We start from the raw sequence: 19,132 nt of genomic DNA, 5'->3' as shown, positions 1-19,132 counted from the left end.
AATAGGTTGTCAATAGTTCGCGGCGCACCGGCATCAATCGCTGAGCGATAAAGGGTCGATGGGCAAGACGGAACGTCCGGTTGAGGAGGTTTTACGAGTGAAGTCGTCTCGTATCGCGGACACCGCGGCCAACGACAGAAAAGCGGTCGTCGTCCTCGACGGCCGGGGAATGATGGTCGCAGACGTCGTACGTCTGGCCGAATCCGATGCCCGGCCCGTCCCCGCGACCGACGGAATGAAGCGCGCCGAGGACTCCTGGAACGCCGCCAGGGAGATCGCCGCCTGGGGCCGCGTCTACGGCCGCTCCACCGGCGTCGGCGCCAACCGGAACGAGGACGTGCCCACCGAGGCCGCCGCCGACCACGGCCTGCGACTGCTCCGCTCGCACGCCGGAGCCATCGGCGCCGAACTGCCCGCACGGCAGGTCCGCGCGATGCTCGCCGTTCGCGCTAACCAGCTCCTCGCGGGCGGCGCCGGACTGCGCCCCAGCGTCGTCACGGCGCTCTGCGAGGCCCTGGAGACCGGCGCCCACCCCACCGTCAACGAGTTCGGCTCGGTCGGCACCGGCGACATCGCGGCTCTCAGTCAGATGGGCCTCGCGCTCGCCGGTGAGCATCCGTGGCAGGGCGCCGGGAGGCCCCCGGAAGCTCAGCCGCTCGACAACAATGACGCCCTCGCCCTGATCAGCAGCAACGCCCTCACCCTCGGCCAGTCCGCGCTCGCCCTGCACGAACTGCGCGGCCTGATCGGCGCCACGCAGGTGGTCGCTGCGCTGTCGCTGATGGCGGTCGACGGGTCGTACGAGGCGTACGCGCTGCCCGTGCACGAGGCGCGGCGCCACCCCGGCTCGTACGCGGTCGCCGAGCGCATGCGCCGTTTGCTGGGCGCCCCCGATCGACCCACTCCGCCCCTGGGCCGCATCCAGGACCCCTACGGCTTCCGGTGCGTGCCGCAGATCCACGGTCCCGCGCACGACGCGGCGGACGCCCTGGAGGATGTCCTGACCGTCGAGATCAACGCGGCCGCGGAGAACCCGCTGATCTCGCCCGAGGACCTGGCCGCGTACCACCACGGCGGCTTCTATCTGGCCCAACTCGCCCTAGCGCTCGACCACTTCAGGCTCGCCGTGACCCAGGCGGCCCGCCTCTCCACCTCCCGTCTCTCCACCCTCAACGAACCCGCCTTCACCCGCCTGCGCCCCTTCCTCGCGGACGGCGAACCGGCCTCGTCCGGCGTCATGATCCTCGAATACGCGGCCGGCGCCGCCCTCGGTGACCTGCGCGCCTACTCCGCCCCCGCCTCCCTCGGCCACGCCGTGCTCTCCCGTGGCGTCGAGGAACAGGCGAGCTTCGCCTCGCTCGCCGCCCGCCAGACCCTGCGCGCCTGCGAGGCTTACCGCATGGTCGTGGGATGCGAACTGGTGGCCGCCGTGCGGGCGTTGCGGCAACGGGACATGCGACTCGATCCGGACACACCGCTCGCACGCGCCTTCGGACTCGCCGACTCCGTTCTGGAAGCGGAGTTCGCGGACCGGCCGCTGACGGATGATGTGACGGCGGCGGCGGGCCTGCTCGACCGGTTCACCACGGTGTGGTCGGAACTCGGCGCAGGGACGGCCGTCGGAACGACCGTCGGAACGACAGCGGGTACGGACATCATGAGGGGGACGGCATGAGTGACAGCCCTGCCGCGCGACTGCAAGTGCTCTTCGAGGGCCACCGGCTCACACCCACCCAGCGGCGCATCGCGCACTGCATGGTGCGCAGGGCCGCCGACGCGCCCTTCCTCTCCAGCGTGGAGCTCGCCGAACTCGCCGGTGTCAGCCAGCCGTCGGTCACCCGCTTCGCGGTCGCCCTCGGCTTCGACGGCTATCCGGCGCTGCGCAGGCACCTGCGGGACGTGGCGCCCGCGGAGGAGTCGGGGGCGACGGCCGCCAACGAGTACCAGCAGGCGGTCGACGCGGAGATCGAGAACCTCAGGCACCTGGCGGAGGTCCTCGCCGACCCGGAGCCGGTCGAGCGCGCGGGACGGCTCCTCGCCGCGTCCCGGCCCCTGCCCGTCCTCGGGCTGCGGGCCGCCGCGTCGCAGGCGTACGGCTTCTCGTACTTCGCGGCGAAGGTCCACCCCGAGGTGCGTCTCCTCGACGAGGGCGGCACGATGCTCGCCGACCGCGTCGACGCGGCGGTCCGCGCCGGTGCCTCGGCCCTCCTCTGCTTCGCCCTGCCCCGCCACCCCCGCGAGGTCGTCGACGCCCTCGCCTACGCCCAGTCGGCGGGCCTCACCGTCGTCACCGTCGCCGACTCGGCCTTCGCCCCCGTAGCCGCCCACTCCGACCTCCTCCTCCCCGCGGCCGTCGGCACGGGCCTCGCCTTCGACACGGCCTGCGCCCCGATGCTGCTCGGCCGCGTCCTCCTGGAGGCCATGTGCGACCACCTCCCCGACGCACAGGCGCGCCTGGAGGAGTTCGACGTACGGGCGGCGGCGCGCGGCCTCTTCGTGGAGTAGTTCCCGCAACAAGGGGGCGCGCAAAGGCGACGCCGCGCCCGGGGGGAGCGCGGCGCCGCCGGGCGGCCGGACGTCAGGCGTCAGACGTCAGGCGTCAGACATCAGACGTCCAGGCCGGTCTCGATGCGCTTGAGCTGGTGGCGGGCCATCGCCAGGTTGGCGCGGTCCTTGTCGAGGGCCAGGTAGAGGAAGAGGCCGTTGTTGTTGCGGCCCTTCATCAGCCGGATGAGGTGGTACTGCGAGCCGAGCGAGATCAGGATGTCCTCGATCTCGTCCTTGAGCCCGAGCATCTCCATCGTGCGCAGCTTGGCGCGTACGACGTCCGTGTTGCCCGCCGCCGCCACCGACAGGTCCAGGTCCTTTCCGCCCCCGATCGTGCCGAGGGCCATTCCGCTCGTGTAGTCGACCAGAGCGGCGCCGATGACGCCCTCGATCGAGGTGGTCGCTTCCTTGAGTGCGGTCTCCGTGTCGGTCATGTGCTTGGTGCTTCCTTTCCGTCTGCCGGGCGTCCGCGGTGAAGGGGACGATGAGGGTGTGGTGGGGGGCATGGGTCAGGTTTCCTCCGCTCGATCGACGGCGGCGTCGACCAGCTCTCCGATGAGCGCGCTGGAACGGCGGGCCTCCAGGTGCAGCCGGCCCACGTTGATGCGGGGCTCGGCGAGCAGCGTCAGCACGGCGGACGAACCGGCCGCGTACGTGGCCACGTAGCCCTGTTCGCCACGGATGATCAGTTCACGGAAGCCGCCCTGATGGGTGGCGTCGGACAGCCGCAGCGCCACACCGAGCGCCGCCGCGGTGAGCGCGCAGACGCCCTCCGCCTCCACGTCCGAGGCGTCCTGCGCCAGCAGGAGCCCGTCGACACTGGCCGTCAGGGCGCCGCGGAGCTGGGGAATACGGGTCCGCAGCCGTTTCAGTTCGCCGAGTACGTCGGCTTCGGCAGCCACCAGCTCTCTCCTCCCTGCGCGCCGCCAGGACGCGAAGAACTTCATGTGGTCGAGGTCCCGGCCCAGGGGACGGCGGGGAGTTTCACAGCGCCTCCAGGGCGTCACGGACCCGGCGAAGGAGCGCGATGTCGGGATCGGCGCACTCCGTCGCGGCCGGGCAGGGGAGAGCCACCGGAACCGGCTCCCGCTCCGGTGCCCCGGGGGCCTCCACGAGTCCGGCGGCCGCCAGCCGCCTGACCTCGATCAGTGTGTGGAACGAGGGCCTGCCGAGGGCCCAGGCGATGGCCGTCGGCGTCCGTACGCCGTCCGCGAGCCGCAACAGCGCACGCTGGCGCACGGTGACGGTCTGGCCGGGCGCGGGCGCGCGGGGCACGACCGGGGCGGTGTCGACCTCGGGCCGGGGCCAGATGCTGTCCAGGAGCGCCCGGCGCCGCAGCGTCTCGCGTTCGAGGGCCGCGGCGGGCACCGGGCGGACCCGGCCGAGCCAGTGCGCGACGCCGTAACGGAACCGGGTGGGTCCGCTCGCCGCGCCCAGGACGAAGAACGCGGCGTCGAAGAGCGCGCCGAGGTGGCACATCTCCAGCTCGCCCGCGGTGACCCGGCCGCTGGCGACGAGCTCGCGGCCCACCTCGTGCCGGGTGCCCGCCGCGGACAGCACCTCCTGCCAGCCCTGCGCGGCGAGCGCGCCGCCGGCCGTGAGCAGGACGTCTATGCCGGGCGCCGCCGGGCTCTCGGCGTGTACGACGCGCCCGTCCACGAGGTAGAGGGTGCCCTGGGCGCGCAGGAAGGCCCCGGTGGCGCGCTCGGTGGCGAGCCGGGTGAGCAGGGGCGAGACGGCGGGCGCGCCGACGGCCCGCGGGACGGCGTCGGGCTCGGCGGCCCGCAGGCCGTTCACACCAGCACCAGCCGTTCGGCGAGGCTCCGCAGCCGTATCCGCGCCATGGCGAGGTTGCCGGTGTGCCGGTCGAGCCAGAGGTAGAGGAAGACGCTGCTGTCGAAGGTCGTCTCCACGTAGCGGATCAGGTGGAAGCCGGACTGGGTCGTGAGCATGAGGTCTTCGACGGGGGGCCCTTTGCGGTCCGCACCGTCCACGCCGCTGCCGCTGTCCGCACCGTCCACCCCGCGGCCGCTGTCCACACCGTCCATGTCGGCCGCGTCGTCGACCGGTGCGAACGCCTGGTACTCGGCGGCCGCGCGGGCCACCTCGGCGGTCTCGGCGGCGGTCGCCTCGTAGTCACCGTTCGGGGAATCGCCGACCGAACCGAGCGCGAGGCCGCTGGTCCAGTCGACGATCGCGGCTCCACGGGCACCGGGCAGTGTCATGGCTTCGTACAGACACTCGTCGATTCCGGGCACGCGGCCTCCCCTTCCCCAGGTGGGACCGGGTGGTCCCCACCACCCGACCGGGCGGCTCCCGCCACCCGGTGGAGAGGAAAGTACGCAGGGGAAGCGGAGTTCGCGGTGAAAGGGCATATTCCGCGGGAATGCGTCCGAGCCCGACGGGACACGTTCGGTCGTGGCCCTGGTCGGCCCATCGCTGACCGAATGTGCCGGTCACGTGATCGAGACGCCCCTCGGGACGGTGTCAGTCCTCGCCGCGGGTGCGGAGTACCACCTTGTTCACGCCCCACAGGGCGATGCCGATCGCGAGGAGGACCCCGGCACGGATGTAGACCTCCGCGGGGCGGTCCGCGAGGGGGCTCGCGAGGATCAGGGCCGTGACGGCGCCGAGGACGGGGAGGACGGTCGGCGCGCGGAAGTGCTTGTGCTCGACGGGGTCGCGGCGCAGGACCAGGACCGCCACGTTGACCACCGCGAACACGCACAGGAGCAGGAACGCCGTGGTGTCGCCGAGGCCCTCGATCTCGCCGGTGGAGACGAGGCCGATGGCGAGGAGCGAGACGAAGACGATGCCGACGACCGGGGTGCGGCGCTCGGCGAGGACGCGGCCCATCGCGCGCGGCAGGATGCGTTCGTTGGCCATGCCGTAGCAGAGCCGGGAGGCCATCATGATGTTGATCAGTGCCGAGTTGGTGACCGCGAACAGGGCGATCAGGGCGAAGAGCCTGTGCGGGAAGTCGACGCCGCCCGCCTTCACCACTTCGAGCAGCGGGCCGCTGGACCCCGCCAGGGTCCTGGAGTCGACGAGGAGGGACGAGACCAGCGCGACGAGGACGTAGATCGTGCCGGTCACCGCGACGCCGATGAAGATCGCCCGCGGGAAGGTGCGCACCGGGTCCTTGGTCTCCTCGGCCATGTTCACCGAGTCCTCGAAGCCGACGAAGGCGAAGAAGCCGAGGGCGGTGGCGCCGAGGACCCCGGTCATCAGGGCGTATCCCGTGCCGTCGGACTCGAACTCGGTGAGGCGCGAGGTATCGCCGTCCCCATTCAGCACGGCGTACGCCCCGATGGCGAGGATGATCGCGAGGCCGGTGAGCTCGACGACCGTGAGCACCACGTTCGTCTTGACGGACTCCGACACGCCCCGCATGTTGAGCGCCGCGAGCAGCACGATGAAGGTGATGGCGATCAGGGTCGGCGGCAGCGCGTCGCCGGTCAGCTCGGCGAGGTAGTCGCCGCTGAAGGCGCGGGCGGCGGCGCTCGCGGAGGAGAGCCCGGAGCACATCACCATGAAGGCGATGATGAAGGTGAGGAACGGCGCCTTGAACGCCTTCTGCGTGTAGAGCGCGGCGCCCGCCGCCTTCGGGTACTTGCCTACCAGTTCGACGTACGACGCCGCGGTCAGGATCGCCACGACGAAGCCGATGGCGAACGGCACCCAGAGCGCGCCGCCGACCTTCCCCGCGACCTTGCCGGTGGTGGCGTAGATACCGGTGCCGAGGATGTCGCCGATCACGAAGAGGATCAGCAGCTTGGGGCCGATGGCGCGGTGCAGCGCGCCCTCCGCGGCGGGCGGCGGTGGTGGCGGTGGTGCAGCGGTGGTGGACGTGTCGGATGTCGTCACAGGTGCCTCCCCCGAGACCGAGTGCGGGTCGAGGAGGGTATTGCCCGCGACGCAGGTCACTATGCGGGAGTTGAGGAAGCTCAGAGGGTCGGAAGGGCCTTCAGCAGCCCCCGGCGGGTGCTCAGAGGTTCCGCAGCGCGTCCCGTTCCGCTCCGCCGCCCGCCTCCGCCACGATCTCGTCCAGCGTCTGCGGCTCCCGCACCACGGCGAAGCGCACGTCGTCGGCGTCGGCGGCGAACCCGTGAACGCCGGGCCTGGCGAGGCTGTTGTACGAGTAGTGCTGAGCGAAGTAATACGCGCCGGTGTCCAACGCGGCTACGTAGTCACCCGGTTCGAGCAGCGGCAGCGGACGGTTCTCGGCGAGCAGGTCGCCCGCGAAGCAGGCCGGGCCCGCGACGTCCTGGCCGACGGCGGGCCCGCTCTTGGGCAGCCCCTTCACGTCGAACGCGGCGATCCGCAGCGGCCAGGACGCGGGCGCGTACACGGTCCTCGTCGCCACCTGCACGCCCGCGTGCGTCACGGCGATGGGCCGGCCGCCCGCCCGTTTCGCGTACTCGACGCGGGCGAGCACCGTGCCGTGCTTGGCGAGCAGCGAGCGGCCGAACTCGGTGACGATGCCGTACCGCCCGTCGAGCAGCCCCGGCACCCGTGACTTGAGGCGGCGCGCGTACTGGGCGTGGGTCGGGGTCTCGTCGTCCGAGCCGAAGTTGACCGGCAGGCCGCCGCCGATGTCGACGGTGTCGACCTGCTGCCGCCCGGCACGTTCGTTGATCTCCTCGGCCAGCTCGTACGCGGCCGCCACGCCCCGCACCATCATCTCCAGGGGCATGCCCTGCGACCCGGAGTGCGCGTGCAGGCGGGTCAGCCACGGTCGGTCGAGGAAGGCGCGGATCACCCACTCCCTGGCGTCCTCGTCGCGCAGCGGCACCCCGAACTTGGACGTGGCCGTCGCCGTCGAGAGGGCGCCGATCGCGCCGCCGCCGATCTGCGGGTTGACGCGGATGCCGATGGGGGAGCCGGTCAGCGCCGACCGGGTCATGGCGTCTATGCGGGCCAGTTCCTGCGGGTTGTCCGCGTTCACGGCGATGCCGAGCGCGAGGGCCTCGCGGAGTTCGGCGGCGGTCTTGGCGGGCGAGTCGAGGACGGTCGCGGTGGGCGGCATCCCGGCGGCCCGTGCCAGGGCGAGCTCGCCGGGGCTCGCCACCTCGGCGCCGATGCCGGCCGCGCGCAGCAGCCGCAGGACCGGGACGAGCGGGGTCGCCTTCACCGCGAAGGCGTGCAGGACGGGGGTGCCGGGCGGGATGACGGCCTCGAAGGCGGCGTGCAGGGCGGCGGCGCTCGCGCGGATGCCGGTGACGTCGAGGAGGCCCGCGACGGGGGCGGCGGGGCCGACGACGCCCTGCTCGACGGCGGCGCGGACGGCGCGGTCGCGGCGGGCGGCGGCGTCGCTCCCGGGAGCGGAGGGTGCGGGGTTCCCGGGCGCCGTGTCCGCGCGGAGAACCGTGGTCTGGTCGTTGTCCTCGTCGTGGCCCATGTGATCCAGCCAATCACCCGCGACGGGACCCCGCTGGCGTACTCGCGCATTCGTTCGCTATTGACTAGCTCTATTCAGGCCCCCAGGATGTGAATAACAAGGTCACAGCAACGAGGTCACAGCTTCGAGGAGGCATCGCCATGTCAGGACCCCGCCCCGTACGGGCACCGCGCGGTACGGAACTGAGCGCCCTGGGATGGCAGCAGGAAGCCGCCCTCCGCATGCTGCAGAACAACCTCGACCCCGAGGTCGCCGAGCACCCCGACAAGCTCGTCGTCTACGGCGGCACCGGCAAGGCGGCCCGCGACTGGCGCTCCTTCGACGCGATGGTCCGCACCCTCAAGACCCTCAAGCAGGACGAGACGATGCTCGTCCAGTCCGGCCGCCCCGTCGGCGTCATGCAGACCCACGAGTGGGCGCCGCGCGTCCTCATCGCCAACTCCAACCTGGTCGGCGACTGGGCGAACTGGGAGGAGTTCCGCCGCCTGGAGCAGCTCGGCCTCACCATGTACGGCCAGATGACCGCCGGTTCCTGGATCTACATCGGCACGCAGGGCATCCTCCAGGGCACGTACGAGACGTTCGCCGCCGTCGCCGCGAAGAAGTTCAACGGCACGCTCGCCGGGACGATCACCCTCACCGCGGGCCTCGGCGGCATGGGCGGCGCCCAGCCCCTCGCGGTGACGATGAACGACGGCGTCGCGATCTGTATCGACGTCGACCCGCGCGCCATCGAGCGCCGCATCGAGCACCGGTACCTGGACGTGAAGGCCGACTCCCTGGAGCACGCCCTCCAGCTCGCGACGGACGCCCGCGACCAGCGCAAGCCCCTGTCCATCGGCCTGCTCGGCAACGCGGCGGACCTCGTCCCGCGCATGCTCGCCGAGGGCGCCCCCATCGACATCGTGACGGACCAGACCTCCGCCCACGACCCGCTCGCATACCTGCCGACGGGCGTCGACTTCGACGACATGCAGACGTACGCGACGAAGGACCCGGCGGGCTTCACGACCCGCGCCCGCGAGTCGATGGCGAAGCACGTCGAGGCGATGGTCGGCTTCATGGACGCGGGCGCCGAGGTCTTCGACTACGGCAACTCGATCCGCGGCGAGGCCCAACTCGCTGGCTACGACCGCGCGTTCGCGTTCCCCGGCTTCGTCCCCGCCTACATCCGCCCCCTCTTCTGCGAGGGCAAGGGCCCGTTCCGCTGGGCGGCGCTGTCCGGCGAGGCGTCCGACATCCACAAGACGGACAAGGCGCTCCTCGACCTCTTCCCCGAGAACGAGTCCCTCCACCGCTGGATCAAGATGGCGGGCGAGCGCGTCCACTTCCAGGGCCTCCCCGCCCGCATCTGCTGGCTCGGCCAGGGCGAGCGCGACAAGGCGGGCGACATGTTCAACGACATGGTCGGCAACGGCACGCTCGCCGCGCCCCTCGCGATCGGCCGCGACCACCTGGACTGCGGCTCCGTCGCCTCCCCGTACCGCGAGACGGAGGCCATGCTCGACGGCTCCGACGCGATCGCCGACTGGCCGCTCCTCAACGCGATGGTGAACGTCGCGTCGGGCGCGTCCTGGGTCTCCATCCACCACGGCGGCGGCGTCGGCATGGGCCGCTCCATCCACGCGGGCCAGGTCTCGGTCGCCGACGGCACGAAGCTCGCGGGCGAGAAGATCCGCCGCGTCCTCACGAACGACCCCGGGATGGGCGTGATCCGGCACGTCGACGCGGGCTACGACATCGCGGAGACCGTCGCGGACGAGAAGGGCGTACGGGTTCCCATGCGCGAGGGCGGGGAAGCGTGACCTCCACGTTCCACAGCATGTGGGCGGAGCTGCTGCCCATCGGCCGCGACACCCGCAGTCGCGGCTACCGCCGATACGCCTGGACGGCAGCCGACGCGGACTGCCGCGCCTGGTTCAAGGCGCAGGCGGACACCCGCGGACTGACGTACGAGCTGGACCGCAACGGCAACCAGTGGGCCTGGCTCGGCGACCCCGCGGCCGGTGACGCCGTGGTCACCGGCTCCCACCTGGACTCGGTCCCGGACGGCGGCGCGTTCGACGGCCCGCTGGGAGTGGTGTCGTCGTTCGCGGCACTGGACGAACTCAGGTCAAGAAACGCCCAGTTCAGCCGCCCGCTCGCGATCGTCAACTTCGGCGACGAGGAGGGCGCCCGCTTCGGCCTGGCCTGCGTGGGCTCCCGCCTCACCGCGGGACAGCTGACGGTCGAGGCCGCGCACAGGCTCACGGACGGCGACGGAGTGACGCTGCCGAGGGCGATGGAAGCGGCGGGCTACGACCCGTACGGCATCGGCCCGGACCCCGAACGCCTGGCCCGCATCGGCGCGTTCGTGGAGCTGCACGTGGAACAGGGCCGCGCCCTCGACCTCTCCGGCGACCCGGTGGGCATCGCCTCCGCCATCTGGCCGCACGGCCGCTGGCGCTTCGACTTCCGGGGCGAGGCGAACCACGCGGGCACGACGCGCCTGGTCGACCGCCGCGACCCGATGCTGTCGTACGCGGAGACGGTCCTGGCGGCACGCCGCGAGGCCGAACTCGCGGGCGCGGTCGCCACCTTCGGCAAGATCTCGGTCGAGCCGAACGGCGTCAACGCGATCCCGTCGCTCGTACGCGGCTGGCTGGACTCGCGCGCGGCCGACCAGTCGACGCTGGACACGGTGGTGACCGGCATCGAGAAGGCGGCCCGCGAGTACGCGGAACGCCACGGCATCGACCTCGACGTCGTCCGCGAGTCGTTCACACCGGTCATCGAGTTCGAGGACGCGCTCCGCGACGAGCTGGCCAAGATCCTCGGAGCACGCGGCCGCGCGGAGCGCCCGCACCCGCTCCCGGTCCTCGGCACGGGCGCGGGACACGACGCGGGTATTTTGTCCGGCTCGATCCCCACCGCCATGCTGTTCGTACGGAACCCCACGGGTGTCTCGCACTCCCCGGCCGAGTTCGCCGCCGAGGACGACTGCCTGGCCGGGGTGACCGCACTGGCCGACGTACTGGAAGGGCTGGCGTGCAGGTGACGACGGAGACTTACTGGCTTGAGCAGGCCTGGCTCGACACGAACGTCGAGCCGGGCGTCGCGGTCGACGTGGACGGCGACCGGATCACCGCCGTCCGCAAGGGCGTCGACGCGCCCCCGCCCGGCGCGACGGTCCTGCGCGGCCTGACGCTCCCGGGCCTCGCGAACGCCCACTCGCACGCGTTCCACCGCGCGCTGCGCGGCACGGTCCAGGTCGGCTCCGGCACGTTCTGGACGTGGCGCGAGGTCATGTACTCGGTGGCGGACCGCCTCACCCCCGAGACGTACCACGCCCTGGCGCGGGCGGTGTACGCGGAGATGGCGCTGGCCGGCATCACGACGGTGGGCGAGTTCCACTACCTCCACCACGCACCCGGCGGCACGCCCTACACGGACCCGAACGCGATGGGCGAGGCCCTGATCGCGGCGGCGGCGGACGCGGGCGTCCGCATCACGCTCCTCGACACGGCGTACGTGGCGTCAGGCCTCCTCGACGCGGACCGGGGCAAGTCCCCGGACCGCCACCAGCTGCGCTTCTCCGACGGTACGACGGAGGCGTGGGCGGAGCGGGCGTCGCTCCTCAAGGACCGCCCGCACGCCAGGATCGGTGCGGCGATCCACTCCGTACGCGCGGTACCGGCGCGGCAGCTGGCCACGGTGGCGGAGTGGTCGTCCGCCCGCCGGGCCCCCCTCCACGTGCACCTCTCCGAGCAGACGGCGGAGAACGAGGCGTGCATGTCGACACACGGCCGCACGCCCACGCGACTCCTCTCGGACCACGGAGTCCTGGGCCCGCGCACGACAGGCATCCACAACACCCACCTCACGGACGAGGACATCGCCCTGCTGGGCGCCTCGTCGACCGGCACCTGCATGTGCCCGACGACGGAACGCGACCTGGCGGACGGCATCGGCCCGGCGCTCCGCCTCCAACGGGCGGGCAGCCCGCTCTCCCTGGGCAGCGACAGCCACGCGGTGATCGACATCCTGGAGGAGGCCCGCGCCATGGAGCTCAACGAACGCCTCCGCTCCCACACGCGCGGCCACTGGACGGCGGCGGCGCTGCTCCGCGCGGCAACGGCGGACGGCCACGCGGCCCTGGGCTGGCCCGACGCGGGCACGCTGGAGCGGGGCGCGCTGGCGGATCTGACGACCATTGCTCTGGACTCGGTCCGCACGGCGGGCCCGCTCCCGCGCCTCGCGGCGGAGACGGCGGTCTTCGCGGCGACGGCGGCGGACGTCCGCCATACGGTGGTCGGGGGCGTTCATGTCGTCCGGGACGGCGCACACGCACTGGTCCAGGACGTGCCGGGGGCGCTGACGGAGGCGGTGGCAGCGCTGCGAGATTAGCCGCCCCCCCCGGCCCCGCCCCGTCCCGCGGTGGCGCGGCTTGGCCCCGCCCCGCCCGGCTCCGCTTCCTCCCCGCCCCCCCCGCCCGCCCCCGGCCCCGCCGCACGGGGCGTCGCCCACACGGCACGCTTTCAGCCCGTGCCCGTCCGGCGTTCGAGGACGAACCCGGCGAAGCCGGTGATGTCCCGAGCCCCGTGGCCGGCGGGGCCGGTGATTTCGGGAAGGGGCGGGATCGGGGAAAGAACCGCCGGAGGCAAGACGCCCGCCCCCACCAACCCGCAGAGGAACCCATGCCATGACCACCACCCTGATCACCAACATCGCAAGCCTCGTCACGAACGACCCGGCGCAGGGCGACGGCACCCCCCTGGGCCTCATGACGGACGCGGCCGTAGTCCTGGACGGCGAAACCATCGCCTGGGTGGGCCCGGCGGCCAAGGCCCCGTCGGCAGACGAGACGTACGACGCCGCAGGCCGCGCCGCCATCCCCGGCTTCGTGGACTCCCACTCCCACCTCGTCTTCGCAGGCGACCGCACGCAGGAGTTCAACGCCCGCATGTCGGGCCGCGCGTACGAGGCGGGCGGCATCCGTACGACGGTCGCGGCCACCCGGGCCGCCACGGACGAGGCCCTCGAAGCGAACCTCACCCACTACCTCGACGAGGCCCTCCGCCAGGGCACGACCACGTTCGAGACGAAGTCGGGCTACGGCCTGAACACGGAGGACGAGTCCCGCGCCCTCCGCATCGCCGCCCGCCACACCGACGAGGTCACGTTCCTCGGCGCGCACATCGTCTCCCCGGACTACGCGGAGGACCCGGCGGCGTACGTGGACCTGGTGACGGGGGAGATGCTGGACGCCTGCGCCCCCCACGCCCGCTGGGTCGACGTCTTCTGCGAGAAGGGCGCGTTCGACGGCGACCAGGCCCGCGCGATCCTGACGGCGGGCAAGGCGAAGGGCCTGCACCCGCGCATCCACGCGAACCAGCTGTCGTACGGCCCCGGGGTACAACTCGCAGTAGAACTGGACGCGGCATCGGCGGACCACTGCACGCACCTCACGGACGCGGACGTCGACGCACTCGCCCAGGGCGACACGGTGGCGACGCTCCTCCCCGGCGCGGAGTTCTCGACCCGAGCCGAATGGCCCGACGCCCGCCGCCTCCTGGACGCGGGCGCCACCGTGGCCCTCTCCACGGACTGCAACCCGGGCTCGTCCTTCACCTCCTCCGTGCCGTTCTGCATCGCCCTGGCCGTGAGGGACATGGGCATGACCCCGGACGAGGCGATCTGGTCGGCGACGGCGGGCGGCGCGAAGGCGCTCCGCAGGACCGACGTGGGCCGGGTGGCGGTAGGAGCCCGAGCGGACCTCGCCCTCCTCGACGCCCCGAGCCACGTGCACCTGGCGTACCGCCCGGGTGTCCCGCTGGTCAACGAGGTGTGGCGCCGAGGCGTGCGGGTGGCTTGAGAGGGGCGGCTAAGAGGCTCACTGGCTCAGAGGCTCACCGGCTCACCCCGCCCACATCCCCCCATCGACCCGCAGCACCGTGCCGGTGACGTACGAGGCCCGATCGCTCAGCAGCCACGCGGCGGCCTGAGCGATCTCGTCCGGCTCGGCGGCACGCCCCAGCGGGGTCTGGGAGTTCAGATGGTCGATGGTGCCGGGCGACTTGGCGTCCCACTCGTGCAGCATCTCGGTGAGTGTGGTGCCGGGCGCGACGGCGTTGATACGGATGTTCTCGGGCCCGTACGTGACGGCGGCGGACGCGGTGAGACTGTTGAGCGCCCGCTTCGTCGCCCCGTACACGGGCAGGTCCGGGTTGGCCATGAGGCTCCCGACACTGGACGTATTGACGATGGCGCCGCGCTTCGACGTGGCGCGGATGGCCGCGATCTGGGCGTTCATGGCAAGCCAGGACCCCTTGAGATTCACGGCGCACACGCGGTCGAAGTCGTCCTCGGACAGCTGATCCATGGGCCCGGGCGGCTGCCCGGTCGCACCGTTGTTGAAGGCGACATCGAGCCGCCCGTGAAGCTCGACGACCCTGCCGACCGCACTCCGGACGCTGACGCCATCGCCAAGATCGCAGACAACATGATCGGCGACGCCCCCACCACCCCGAACCTCCTCGACGACACTCTCCAACTCCCCCTCGGTACGGGAGGCAAGTACCACCCGGGCCCCTTCCCGGGCGAAGAGCCGAGCGGCGGCGGCACCGATGCCACGCCCGGCCCCGGTGACGAGGGCGACTTTGCCGGAGAGCAGTCCGGCACTGGATTCCGTGGATGTCATGTCCTTCATACCGAGGAGCCTGCGCCGCCCCGGGCCCCCCATCCAGGCCCCACCAGTACCTGGCTGACCAGCAGCGTCCCCGGCACACTGACACGGTGAACCGACAAGAACGGGAACGTGCACGGGAACGGGACCTGGCGGACTTCCTGCGCAGCAGACGCGAACGCATCGCGCCCGCCGACGTGGGCCTGCCCGCAGGCGCACGCCGCCGCACGCCGGGCCTGCGCCGCGAGGAGGTGGCGCAGCTGGCGTACATCTCGACGGAGTACTACACGCGCCTGGAACAGGCCCGCGCCCCGCACCCGTCCCGAGAGGTCCTCGCCCACCTCTCCCGCGCCCTCCGCCTGACGGACCCGGAACGCGACCACCTCCACCACCTGGCAGGCGTCCCGCCCACCCTGCCGCAGGGCCCGTCGAGGGAGGTGCGGCCGAGCATCATCCAACTCCTGGACAGACTCCCGGAGGCGGCGGCGATCGTGATGTCGGCGACGTACGAGGTCATAGCCTGGAACAACTTGGCAGCAGCCCTCATGGAGGACTTCTCCCTCCTGCACCGCCGCGACCGAAACCTGGCGCGCCGCACGTTCCTGGGCCCGCACGAGGACGACAGCCCGCTGTACGGAGTCTCGGACACGGACGAGTTCGCCCGGACGATGGCGCAACACCTCCGCGCGACGGCGGCGCGCTACCCGGACGACCCGGAGGTGCAGACCCTCACCACGGAACTCCGCTCCGGGAGCGCCGAGTTCGCCGACCTGTGGGAGGCCCACGAGGTGGCGACCCGCCCCACCCTCTGCAAAACCTTCCAGCACCCCACGGTCGGCTTCGTGGCCGTGCACTGCGACGTCCTGGACATCACCGACCGCGACCAACGCGTCTTCATCTACACGGCGGCCCCGGGCTCGGAGGAGGCGATGCGCCTCCTGTCGGTCATCGGCACGCAACGCATGGACGTACCGGGCTGACGACCCACGACCCCGCCCACGTTGGTTGCCTCAGGTCCGCCGCGACGGCTCGAAGGTTCGTGGGCGTGCCATTCGCTCAGCCCTCCACTGCTTTCGCGACACCGCGGCGACCAGGCAGCCGTGCTGCCGGATGGTCCAGCCAGAAGTGCTCACCCTCCTCGTCGCAGGTGAGCCCGAAGCGCGTGTAGTGCGGCTGTCCGGCCAGACGCCACGCGCTGTACGCGTCGACTACCTCATTCCAGAGATCGCGGTCTCCGTAAACGGTCACCGCATCGCCCCGCCACCACTCGTCGTAGTCGACGATCGCGACCGACGTCCCCGTCCCGTCCCAGAGCTGCACCCGCTTGTCCTCGCCCTCCCCGCGGTGGGAGAGGGACACGTCCGGCAGGTACAGGCCCAGCGCGAAGTCCTGAGCCCAGTCACGCCCCAGAACCTCCGTGGGGTCGATGGGCGAGGCGGCCTTCCGGCTGTCGTCCGGCGGGGCGAGCCGATGTACGGGGCGATGGCTGCGTACCCACATGTAGCAGGCCCCGCCGACGAACTGTCCCGACGCGACCCGCCCCCGCACCCGCAGCCTCAGGAGGCCCCCGCGCGCATAGAGCGTGTTGAAGGGCGCCAGGACGACCGCGCCGTCGTTGCACTGCTCGCGCCACTGACGAGGGATGCTCCGTACGGCCGCCGTCGAGATGACCCGGTCATAGGGCGCGGTCGCCGCCCACCCCTCCAACCCGTCCCCGCACACCGTTGTCGGCGTGTACCCGGCACCACGAAGGTTCTTGGCACCGACCGCGGCCAACACCGGATCGAACTCGACCGTCGTCAGGTGCCCGCTCCCGATGCCCACGCCTTCGCTGAGCAACGCGGAGTCGTAACCCGATGCCGTGCCGATGTGCAGAACCCTGTGCCCGGGTTCGACCGCGAGTCGGTTCAGTTTCTCGAAGACGATGTCCAGCGCGGAGATGGAGGAGCTGAAGTCCCCTGCGACAGGCCCCTGTTCTGCTGTATCACCATCATTCATCTGCGTGATGAGTGAGCGATGCGTATTCCACACGGCCCGGCGCCACGCGTCTTCGTCGACGGTCCTGTCGATCACCACATGCCGACCGCGGTCATCCGTGTCGTACCCCCAGAACGCGTCGGGAACGAAGGCCTCACGGTCCACGGCGTCGAAGGCCGCCCGAAGCCATGGGGACCGGAAGGCACCCATGGCTTCCAACTCCCGGCGGGCGATTGCCCGGTAGTTCATTCGACCTGCTTACTCGGGCCGCTGCCATCGGGGCTCGGCGGCTCCGGAGGCGGCGTCCACGGCTTGTCGCTCGGCTCACCCTTGTGCTTGCCCATGGGTTCTCCTCGTTGATGTGGCCAGCTCTGCACGTCAGGAGTCAGGAGTCAGGAGTCAGGGGCCAGGGAGTCAGGCCTACGCGCCCAACGCCGCAAGTTCCGCACGCACCAACGCCTTCGCGTCCTCCCCATAGACCGCTGACCGCTCCAGAAGGCCGAAGGCCTTCTCGTAGGACCGGATCTGGGAGTCGTCGGTGAGTGTCGGGGACTCTCCGAACAGCTCGACCTCGACGCGCTTCCCGTCGAAGATGCCGAAGCTGTTCCCCGGGAACACGTGGAGCCGGGCGCGGCTCGGGACGATCCCGAGTGTGACGCCAGGGAGCGCGAACGACTCCAGAACGTGGAGGAGTTGCCCGCGCATAACATCGCTTCCGCCGATGTTGCAGCGAAGAGCTTGCTCGCCCAGCAGAGTTTTGTACGTTCGTCCGTCCTTGCCGAACAGTTCCGCGCGCGCCGTGCGGGCCTTGACGCCCGCCTCGATGTCCCGCGGTGTCTCGAGGAAGTCGACGACAAGGGTGAGCATCGCCCTCACGTAGTCGGGGGTCTGCAGACTTCCCCAGATCACCTCGGGGCAGTAGTGCTTGGTTTCCTTGGTCTCCTTGACCAGGTCCAAGAACGCTTCCTGTATCGGCCCCATACCTTCCTGGTGAAGCTCATCCCAGGTCTTCGCGTTGCCTTCCGGCGTGCCTGCCCTCATGAGTACCTGCTCCACTGGGTCGATCACTCACGGCTGGTTCTGACACTCAGGTAATCACCGCTCGACGGTCCGCGGGTACCTTGGAGAGACGGGCATCGTGAAAGCCGTGAAAGAGCTGTCGGAGCTGTCGGGAGATGCGCCATGCCGTCTACTTCGCGTACGCCGAACCGCAAGCTCAGCGCGCTGCTCGACCAGGCGGGATGTCAACGGCAGGAACTCGCGAGAGCCATCAACCGGGTGAGTGCCCTCGCGGGTTGCCCGCTGCACCTGACCGGCCAGGCTGTCTCCAACTGGATCAGCGGTGCCAACAAGCCCAGGGACCAGGTCAAGCCCTTGGTGCTGGCGGCACTCTCGGAGAAGTGCGGCCGTCCGATCAGTCATGAAGAAGCTGGGCTGGAGGCGACCGCGTCCACGGCGGTGGGCGAACGCCGCGGCACTGTCGAGCAGTTGCTCGACCTCGGCAGGGCCGACATGGACCCGTCCCGAAGGGGAGTGCTCGCCGCCGGTGTGTTCTCGGCGGCGCTGGCCGTCCCGGTCTTCGGCAGCGCCTACGCACGCGCCGGCGAGCCGGTCGCGCCCGGCAAGGCCACCACCCGTATCGGTGCTTCGCAGGTCGAGAGCGTACGCCGCACCACGGGACGCCTGGCTGACATCCTCGACGAGGACGGCGCGGGCCACGCGCGACCCATAGCGGCTGCGTACCTCGTGAACACCGTCGCACCCTGGCTGCGCGCAGCGGCCACCGTGCGGGTGGGGAACGACATGAAAGCCGCGGCATCCGACCTGATCTACCTCACCGGCTGGATGGCGATGTACGAAAAGGACCACGTCGCCGCCCAGCGCTGGTACCTGAAGGCGCTCGACCTGGCCGAAGAGGCCGACGACCACGTCACGTACTGCCGGACGCTGCGCGGTATGTCGCTCCAGATGACGAGCCTGCGGTACGGGCAGAAGGGGTTGGAGTACGCCGACTCCGCCGCCGAGGCCGCTCCGGAGGCCGGGCCGCGTCTGGTCGCCTTCCTGCGTGGGCAACAAGCGCACGCCGCCTCGCTGGTCAAGGACCGGCGCCAAGCCCATGGCCGACTGCGCGAGGCGGAGAACGCCCTGTCCAAGGCCGACAATCGCCGAGACGCGGTCGGCGGGTACGACCGGACGGCGTGGCTGTTCCACGTATCGCATGTGCTGTCGGAGGAGAACGACCTGCCCGGTTCCATCAAGGCGCTGAAGGAATCCATCGAAGTACAGCCCGCGCAGGAACGCCAAGGACGCGTGCACTCCTACGCCCTGCTCGCGCAGCGGCAGATACAGCTCGGGCATGTCGACGCGGCGTGCCAGTCGTGGGGACGTTTCCTCGACGAGTACGAGAAGGTGTCCTCGGTCCGCGGAGACGATCATTTCCGCACGATGCGGGAGAGCATGCGCCCGCACCGGGCATCACACGGGGTGCGGGCGCTGACGGAGAGGGCGCGCGAGGTCGCGGCGCTCAAGGCGTAGGCCCTGGG

The 19,132-nt window shown here is 71.3% G+C and carries 17 protein-coding genes; 8 read left to right on the top strand and 9 right to left on the bottom strand.

Going from position 1 to position 19,132, the window contains the following annotated elements:
• The first annotated feature begins 58 nt into the window (after window positions 1-58).
• Both NOO62_RS16385 and NOO62_RS16380 read left to right on the top strand, forming a co-directional pair.
• The gene (locus NOO62_RS16385) at window positions 59-1,675 is read left to right on the top strand and encodes an aromatic amino acid ammonia-lyase (protein ID WP_414930837.1); all 1,617 of its coding nucleotides are present in this window, start codon (window positions 59-61) and stop codon (window positions 1,673-1,675) included.
• The gene (locus NOO62_RS16380; protein WP_268771622.1) at window positions 1,672-2,505 is read left to right on the top strand and encodes a MurR/RpiR family transcriptional regulator; all 834 of its coding nucleotides are present in this window, start codon (window positions 1,672-1,674) and stop codon (window positions 2,503-2,505) included. The genes NOO62_RS16385 and NOO62_RS16380 overlap by 4 nt, the downstream gene beginning before the upstream one ends.
• A 101-nt stretch (window positions 2,506-2,606) precedes the next feature.
• Here NOO62_RS16380 and NOO62_RS16375 read toward each other — a convergent pair whose 3' ends face one another.
• The 6 genes from NOO62_RS16375 to NOO62_RS16350 form a co-directional block, all read right to left on the bottom strand.
• A complete protein-coding gene (locus tag NOO62_RS16375; RefSeq protein WP_268771621.1) occupies window positions 2,607-2,981 on the bottom strand; it encodes a hypothetical protein in 375 nt (124 codons plus the stop codon).
• A gap of 75 nt (window positions 2,982-3,056) precedes the next feature.
• Window positions 3,057-3,494: a roadblock/LC7 domain-containing protein gene (locus NOO62_RS16370; protein WP_150168749.1), complete on the bottom strand. Its 438-nt coding sequence runs from the start codon at window positions 3,492-3,494 to the stop codon at window positions 3,057-3,059.
• A gap of 37 nt (window positions 3,495-3,531) precedes the next feature.
• The gene (locus NOO62_RS16365) at window positions 3,532-4,335 is read right to left on the bottom strand and encodes a transcriptional regulator (protein WP_268775645.1); all 804 of its coding nucleotides are present in this window, start codon (window positions 4,333-4,335) and stop codon (window positions 3,532-3,534) included.
• Between the two features lie 5 nt (window positions 4,336-4,340).
• Window positions 4,341-4,805: a hypothetical protein gene (locus NOO62_RS16360; protein ID WP_268771620.1), complete on the bottom strand. Its 465-nt coding sequence runs from the start codon at window positions 4,803-4,805 to the stop codon at window positions 4,341-4,343.
• 229 nt (window positions 4,806-5,034) lie between these two features.
• A complete protein-coding gene (locus NOO62_RS16355) occupies window positions 5,035-6,414 on the bottom strand; it encodes an APC family permease (protein ID WP_414930836.1) in 1,380 nt (459 codons plus the stop codon).
• A gap of 121 nt (window positions 6,415-6,535) precedes the next feature.
• Window positions 6,536-7,948, bottom strand: a complete 1,413-nt coding sequence (locus NOO62_RS16350; RefSeq protein ID WP_268771619.1) for a diaminopimelate decarboxylase — start codon at window positions 7,946-7,948, stop codon at window positions 6,536-6,538.
• A gap of 140 nt (window positions 7,949-8,088) precedes the next feature.
• Here NOO62_RS16350 and hutU point away from each other — a divergent pair, with 140 nt between their 5' ends.
• The 4 genes from hutU to hutI all read left to right on the top strand — a co-directional run bounded on the left by hutU (window position 8,089) and on the right by hutI (window position 13,802).
• Window positions 8,089-9,753 (top strand): urocanate hydratase, encoded by a 1,665-nt coding sequence (gene hutU / locus NOO62_RS16345; protein WP_268771618.1) that lies wholly within the window; start codon window positions 8,089-8,091, stop codon window positions 9,751-9,753.
• A gap of 17 nt (window positions 9,754-9,770) precedes the next feature.
• Window positions 9,771-10,985: an allantoate amidohydrolase gene (locus NOO62_RS16340; RefSeq protein ID WP_268775643.1), complete on the top strand. Its 1,215-nt coding sequence runs from the start codon at window positions 9,771-9,773 to the stop codon at window positions 10,983-10,985.
• Window positions 10,982-12,334 carry a formimidoylglutamate deiminase gene (locus tag NOO62_RS16335; RefSeq protein ID WP_268771617.1) on the top strand — a complete coding sequence of 451 codons (1,353 nt, stop codon included), beginning with the start codon at window positions 10,982-10,984 and terminating at the stop codon, window positions 12,332-12,334. The genes NOO62_RS16340 and NOO62_RS16335 overlap by 4 nt, the downstream gene beginning before the upstream one ends.
• A 295-nt stretch (window positions 12,335-12,629) precedes the next feature.
• Window positions 12,630-13,802, top strand: coding sequence for an imidazolonepropionase (gene hutI / locus NOO62_RS16330; RefSeq protein ID WP_268771616.1), 1,173 nt, complete (start codon window positions 12,630-12,632; stop codon window positions 13,800-13,802).
• A 42-nt stretch (window positions 13,803-13,844) separates the two neighbouring features.
• Here the strand turns inward: hutI and NOO62_RS16325 are convergent, their stop codons facing one another.
• Window positions 13,845-14,636 carry an SDR family NAD(P)-dependent oxidoreductase gene (locus tag NOO62_RS16325; protein ID WP_268771615.1) on the bottom strand — a complete coding sequence of 264 codons (792 nt, stop codon included), beginning with the start codon at window positions 14,634-14,636 and terminating at the stop codon, window positions 13,845-13,847.
• 86 nt (window positions 14,637-14,722) lie between these two features.
• Here NOO62_RS16325 and NOO62_RS16320 point away from each other — a divergent pair, with 86 nt between their 5' ends.
• Window positions 14,723-15,592, top strand: a complete 870-nt coding sequence (locus NOO62_RS16320; RefSeq protein ID WP_268771614.1) for a helix-turn-helix transcriptional regulator — start codon at window positions 14,723-14,725, stop codon at window positions 15,590-15,592.
• A 76-nt stretch (window positions 15,593-15,668) separates the two neighbouring features.
• Here NOO62_RS16320 and NOO62_RS16315 read toward each other — a convergent pair whose 3' ends face one another.
• Window positions 15,669-16,838: a methyltransferase gene (locus NOO62_RS16315; RefSeq protein WP_268771613.1), complete on the bottom strand. Its 1,170-nt coding sequence runs from the start codon at window positions 16,836-16,838 to the stop codon at window positions 15,669-15,671.
• Window positions 16,839-17,009: 171 nt separating this feature from the next.
• Window positions 17,010-17,657: a DUF5753 domain-containing protein gene (locus tag NOO62_RS16310; RefSeq protein WP_268771612.1), complete on the bottom strand. Its 648-nt coding sequence runs from the start codon at window positions 17,655-17,657 to the stop codon at window positions 17,010-17,012.
• A gap of 114 nt (window positions 17,658-17,771) precedes the next feature.
• Here NOO62_RS16310 and NOO62_RS16305 point away from each other — a divergent pair, with 114 nt between their 5' ends.
• Window positions 17,772-19,124 (top strand): hypothetical protein, encoded by a 1,353-nt coding sequence (locus NOO62_RS16305; RefSeq protein ID WP_268771611.1) that lies wholly within the window; start codon window positions 17,772-17,774, stop codon window positions 19,122-19,124.
• Window positions 19,125-19,132: the final 8 nt, after the last annotated feature.

It is taken from the genome of Streptomyces sp. Je 1-369 (assembly GCF_026810505.1).
In the GTDB taxonomy this organism is placed as follows: domain Bacteria; phylum Actinomycetota; class Actinomycetes; order Streptomycetales; family Streptomycetaceae; genus Streptomyces.
This window is presented reverse-complemented; position numbering and strand designations above follow the sequence as displayed.

What these genes read in the sequence shown, in the direction of transcription:
- NOO62_RS16385 (WP_414930837.1), top strand. Translation starts at nt 59, where the DNA reads ATGGGCAAGACGGAACGTCCGGTTGAGGAGGTTTTACGAGTGAAGTCG.
- NOO62_RS16380 (WP_268771622.1), top strand. Translation starts at nt 1,672, where the DNA reads ATGAGTGACAGCCCTGCCGCGCGACTGCAAGTGCTCTTCGAGGGCCAC.
- NOO62_RS16375 (WP_268771621.1), bottom strand. Translation starts at nt 2,981, where the DNA reads ATGACCGACACGGAGACCGCACTCAAGGAAGCGACCACCTCGATCGAG.
- NOO62_RS16370 (WP_150168749.1), bottom strand. Translation starts at nt 3,494, where the DNA reads ATGAAGTTCTTCGCGTCCTGGCGGCGCGCAGGGAGGAGAGAGCTGGTG.
- NOO62_RS16350 (WP_268771619.1), bottom strand. Translation starts at nt 7,948, where the DNA reads ATGGGCCACGACGAGGACAACGACCAGACCACGGTTCTCCGCGCGGAC.
- hutU (WP_268771618.1), top strand. Translation starts at nt 8,089, where the DNA reads ATGTCAGGACCCCGCCCCGTACGGGCACCGCGCGGTACGGAACTGAGC.
- NOO62_RS16340 (WP_268775643.1), top strand. Translation starts at nt 9,771, where the DNA reads ATGTGGGCGGAGCTGCTGCCCATCGGCCGCGACACCCGCAGTCGCGGC.
- hutI (WP_268771616.1), top strand. Translation starts at nt 12,630, where the DNA reads ATGACCACCACCCTGATCACCAACATCGCAAGCCTCGTCACGAACGAC.
- NOO62_RS16325 (WP_268771615.1), bottom strand. Translation starts at nt 14,636, where the DNA reads ATGAAGGACATGACATCCACGGAATCCAGTGCCGGACTGCTCTCCGGC.
- NOO62_RS16315 (WP_268771613.1), bottom strand. Translation starts at nt 16,838, where the DNA reads ATGAACTACCGGGCAATCGCCCGCCGGGAGTTGGAAGCCATGGGTGCC.
- NOO62_RS16305 (WP_268771611.1), top strand. Translation starts at nt 17,772, where the DNA reads ATGCCGTCTACTTCGCGTACGCCGAACCGCAAGCTCAGCGCGCTGCTC.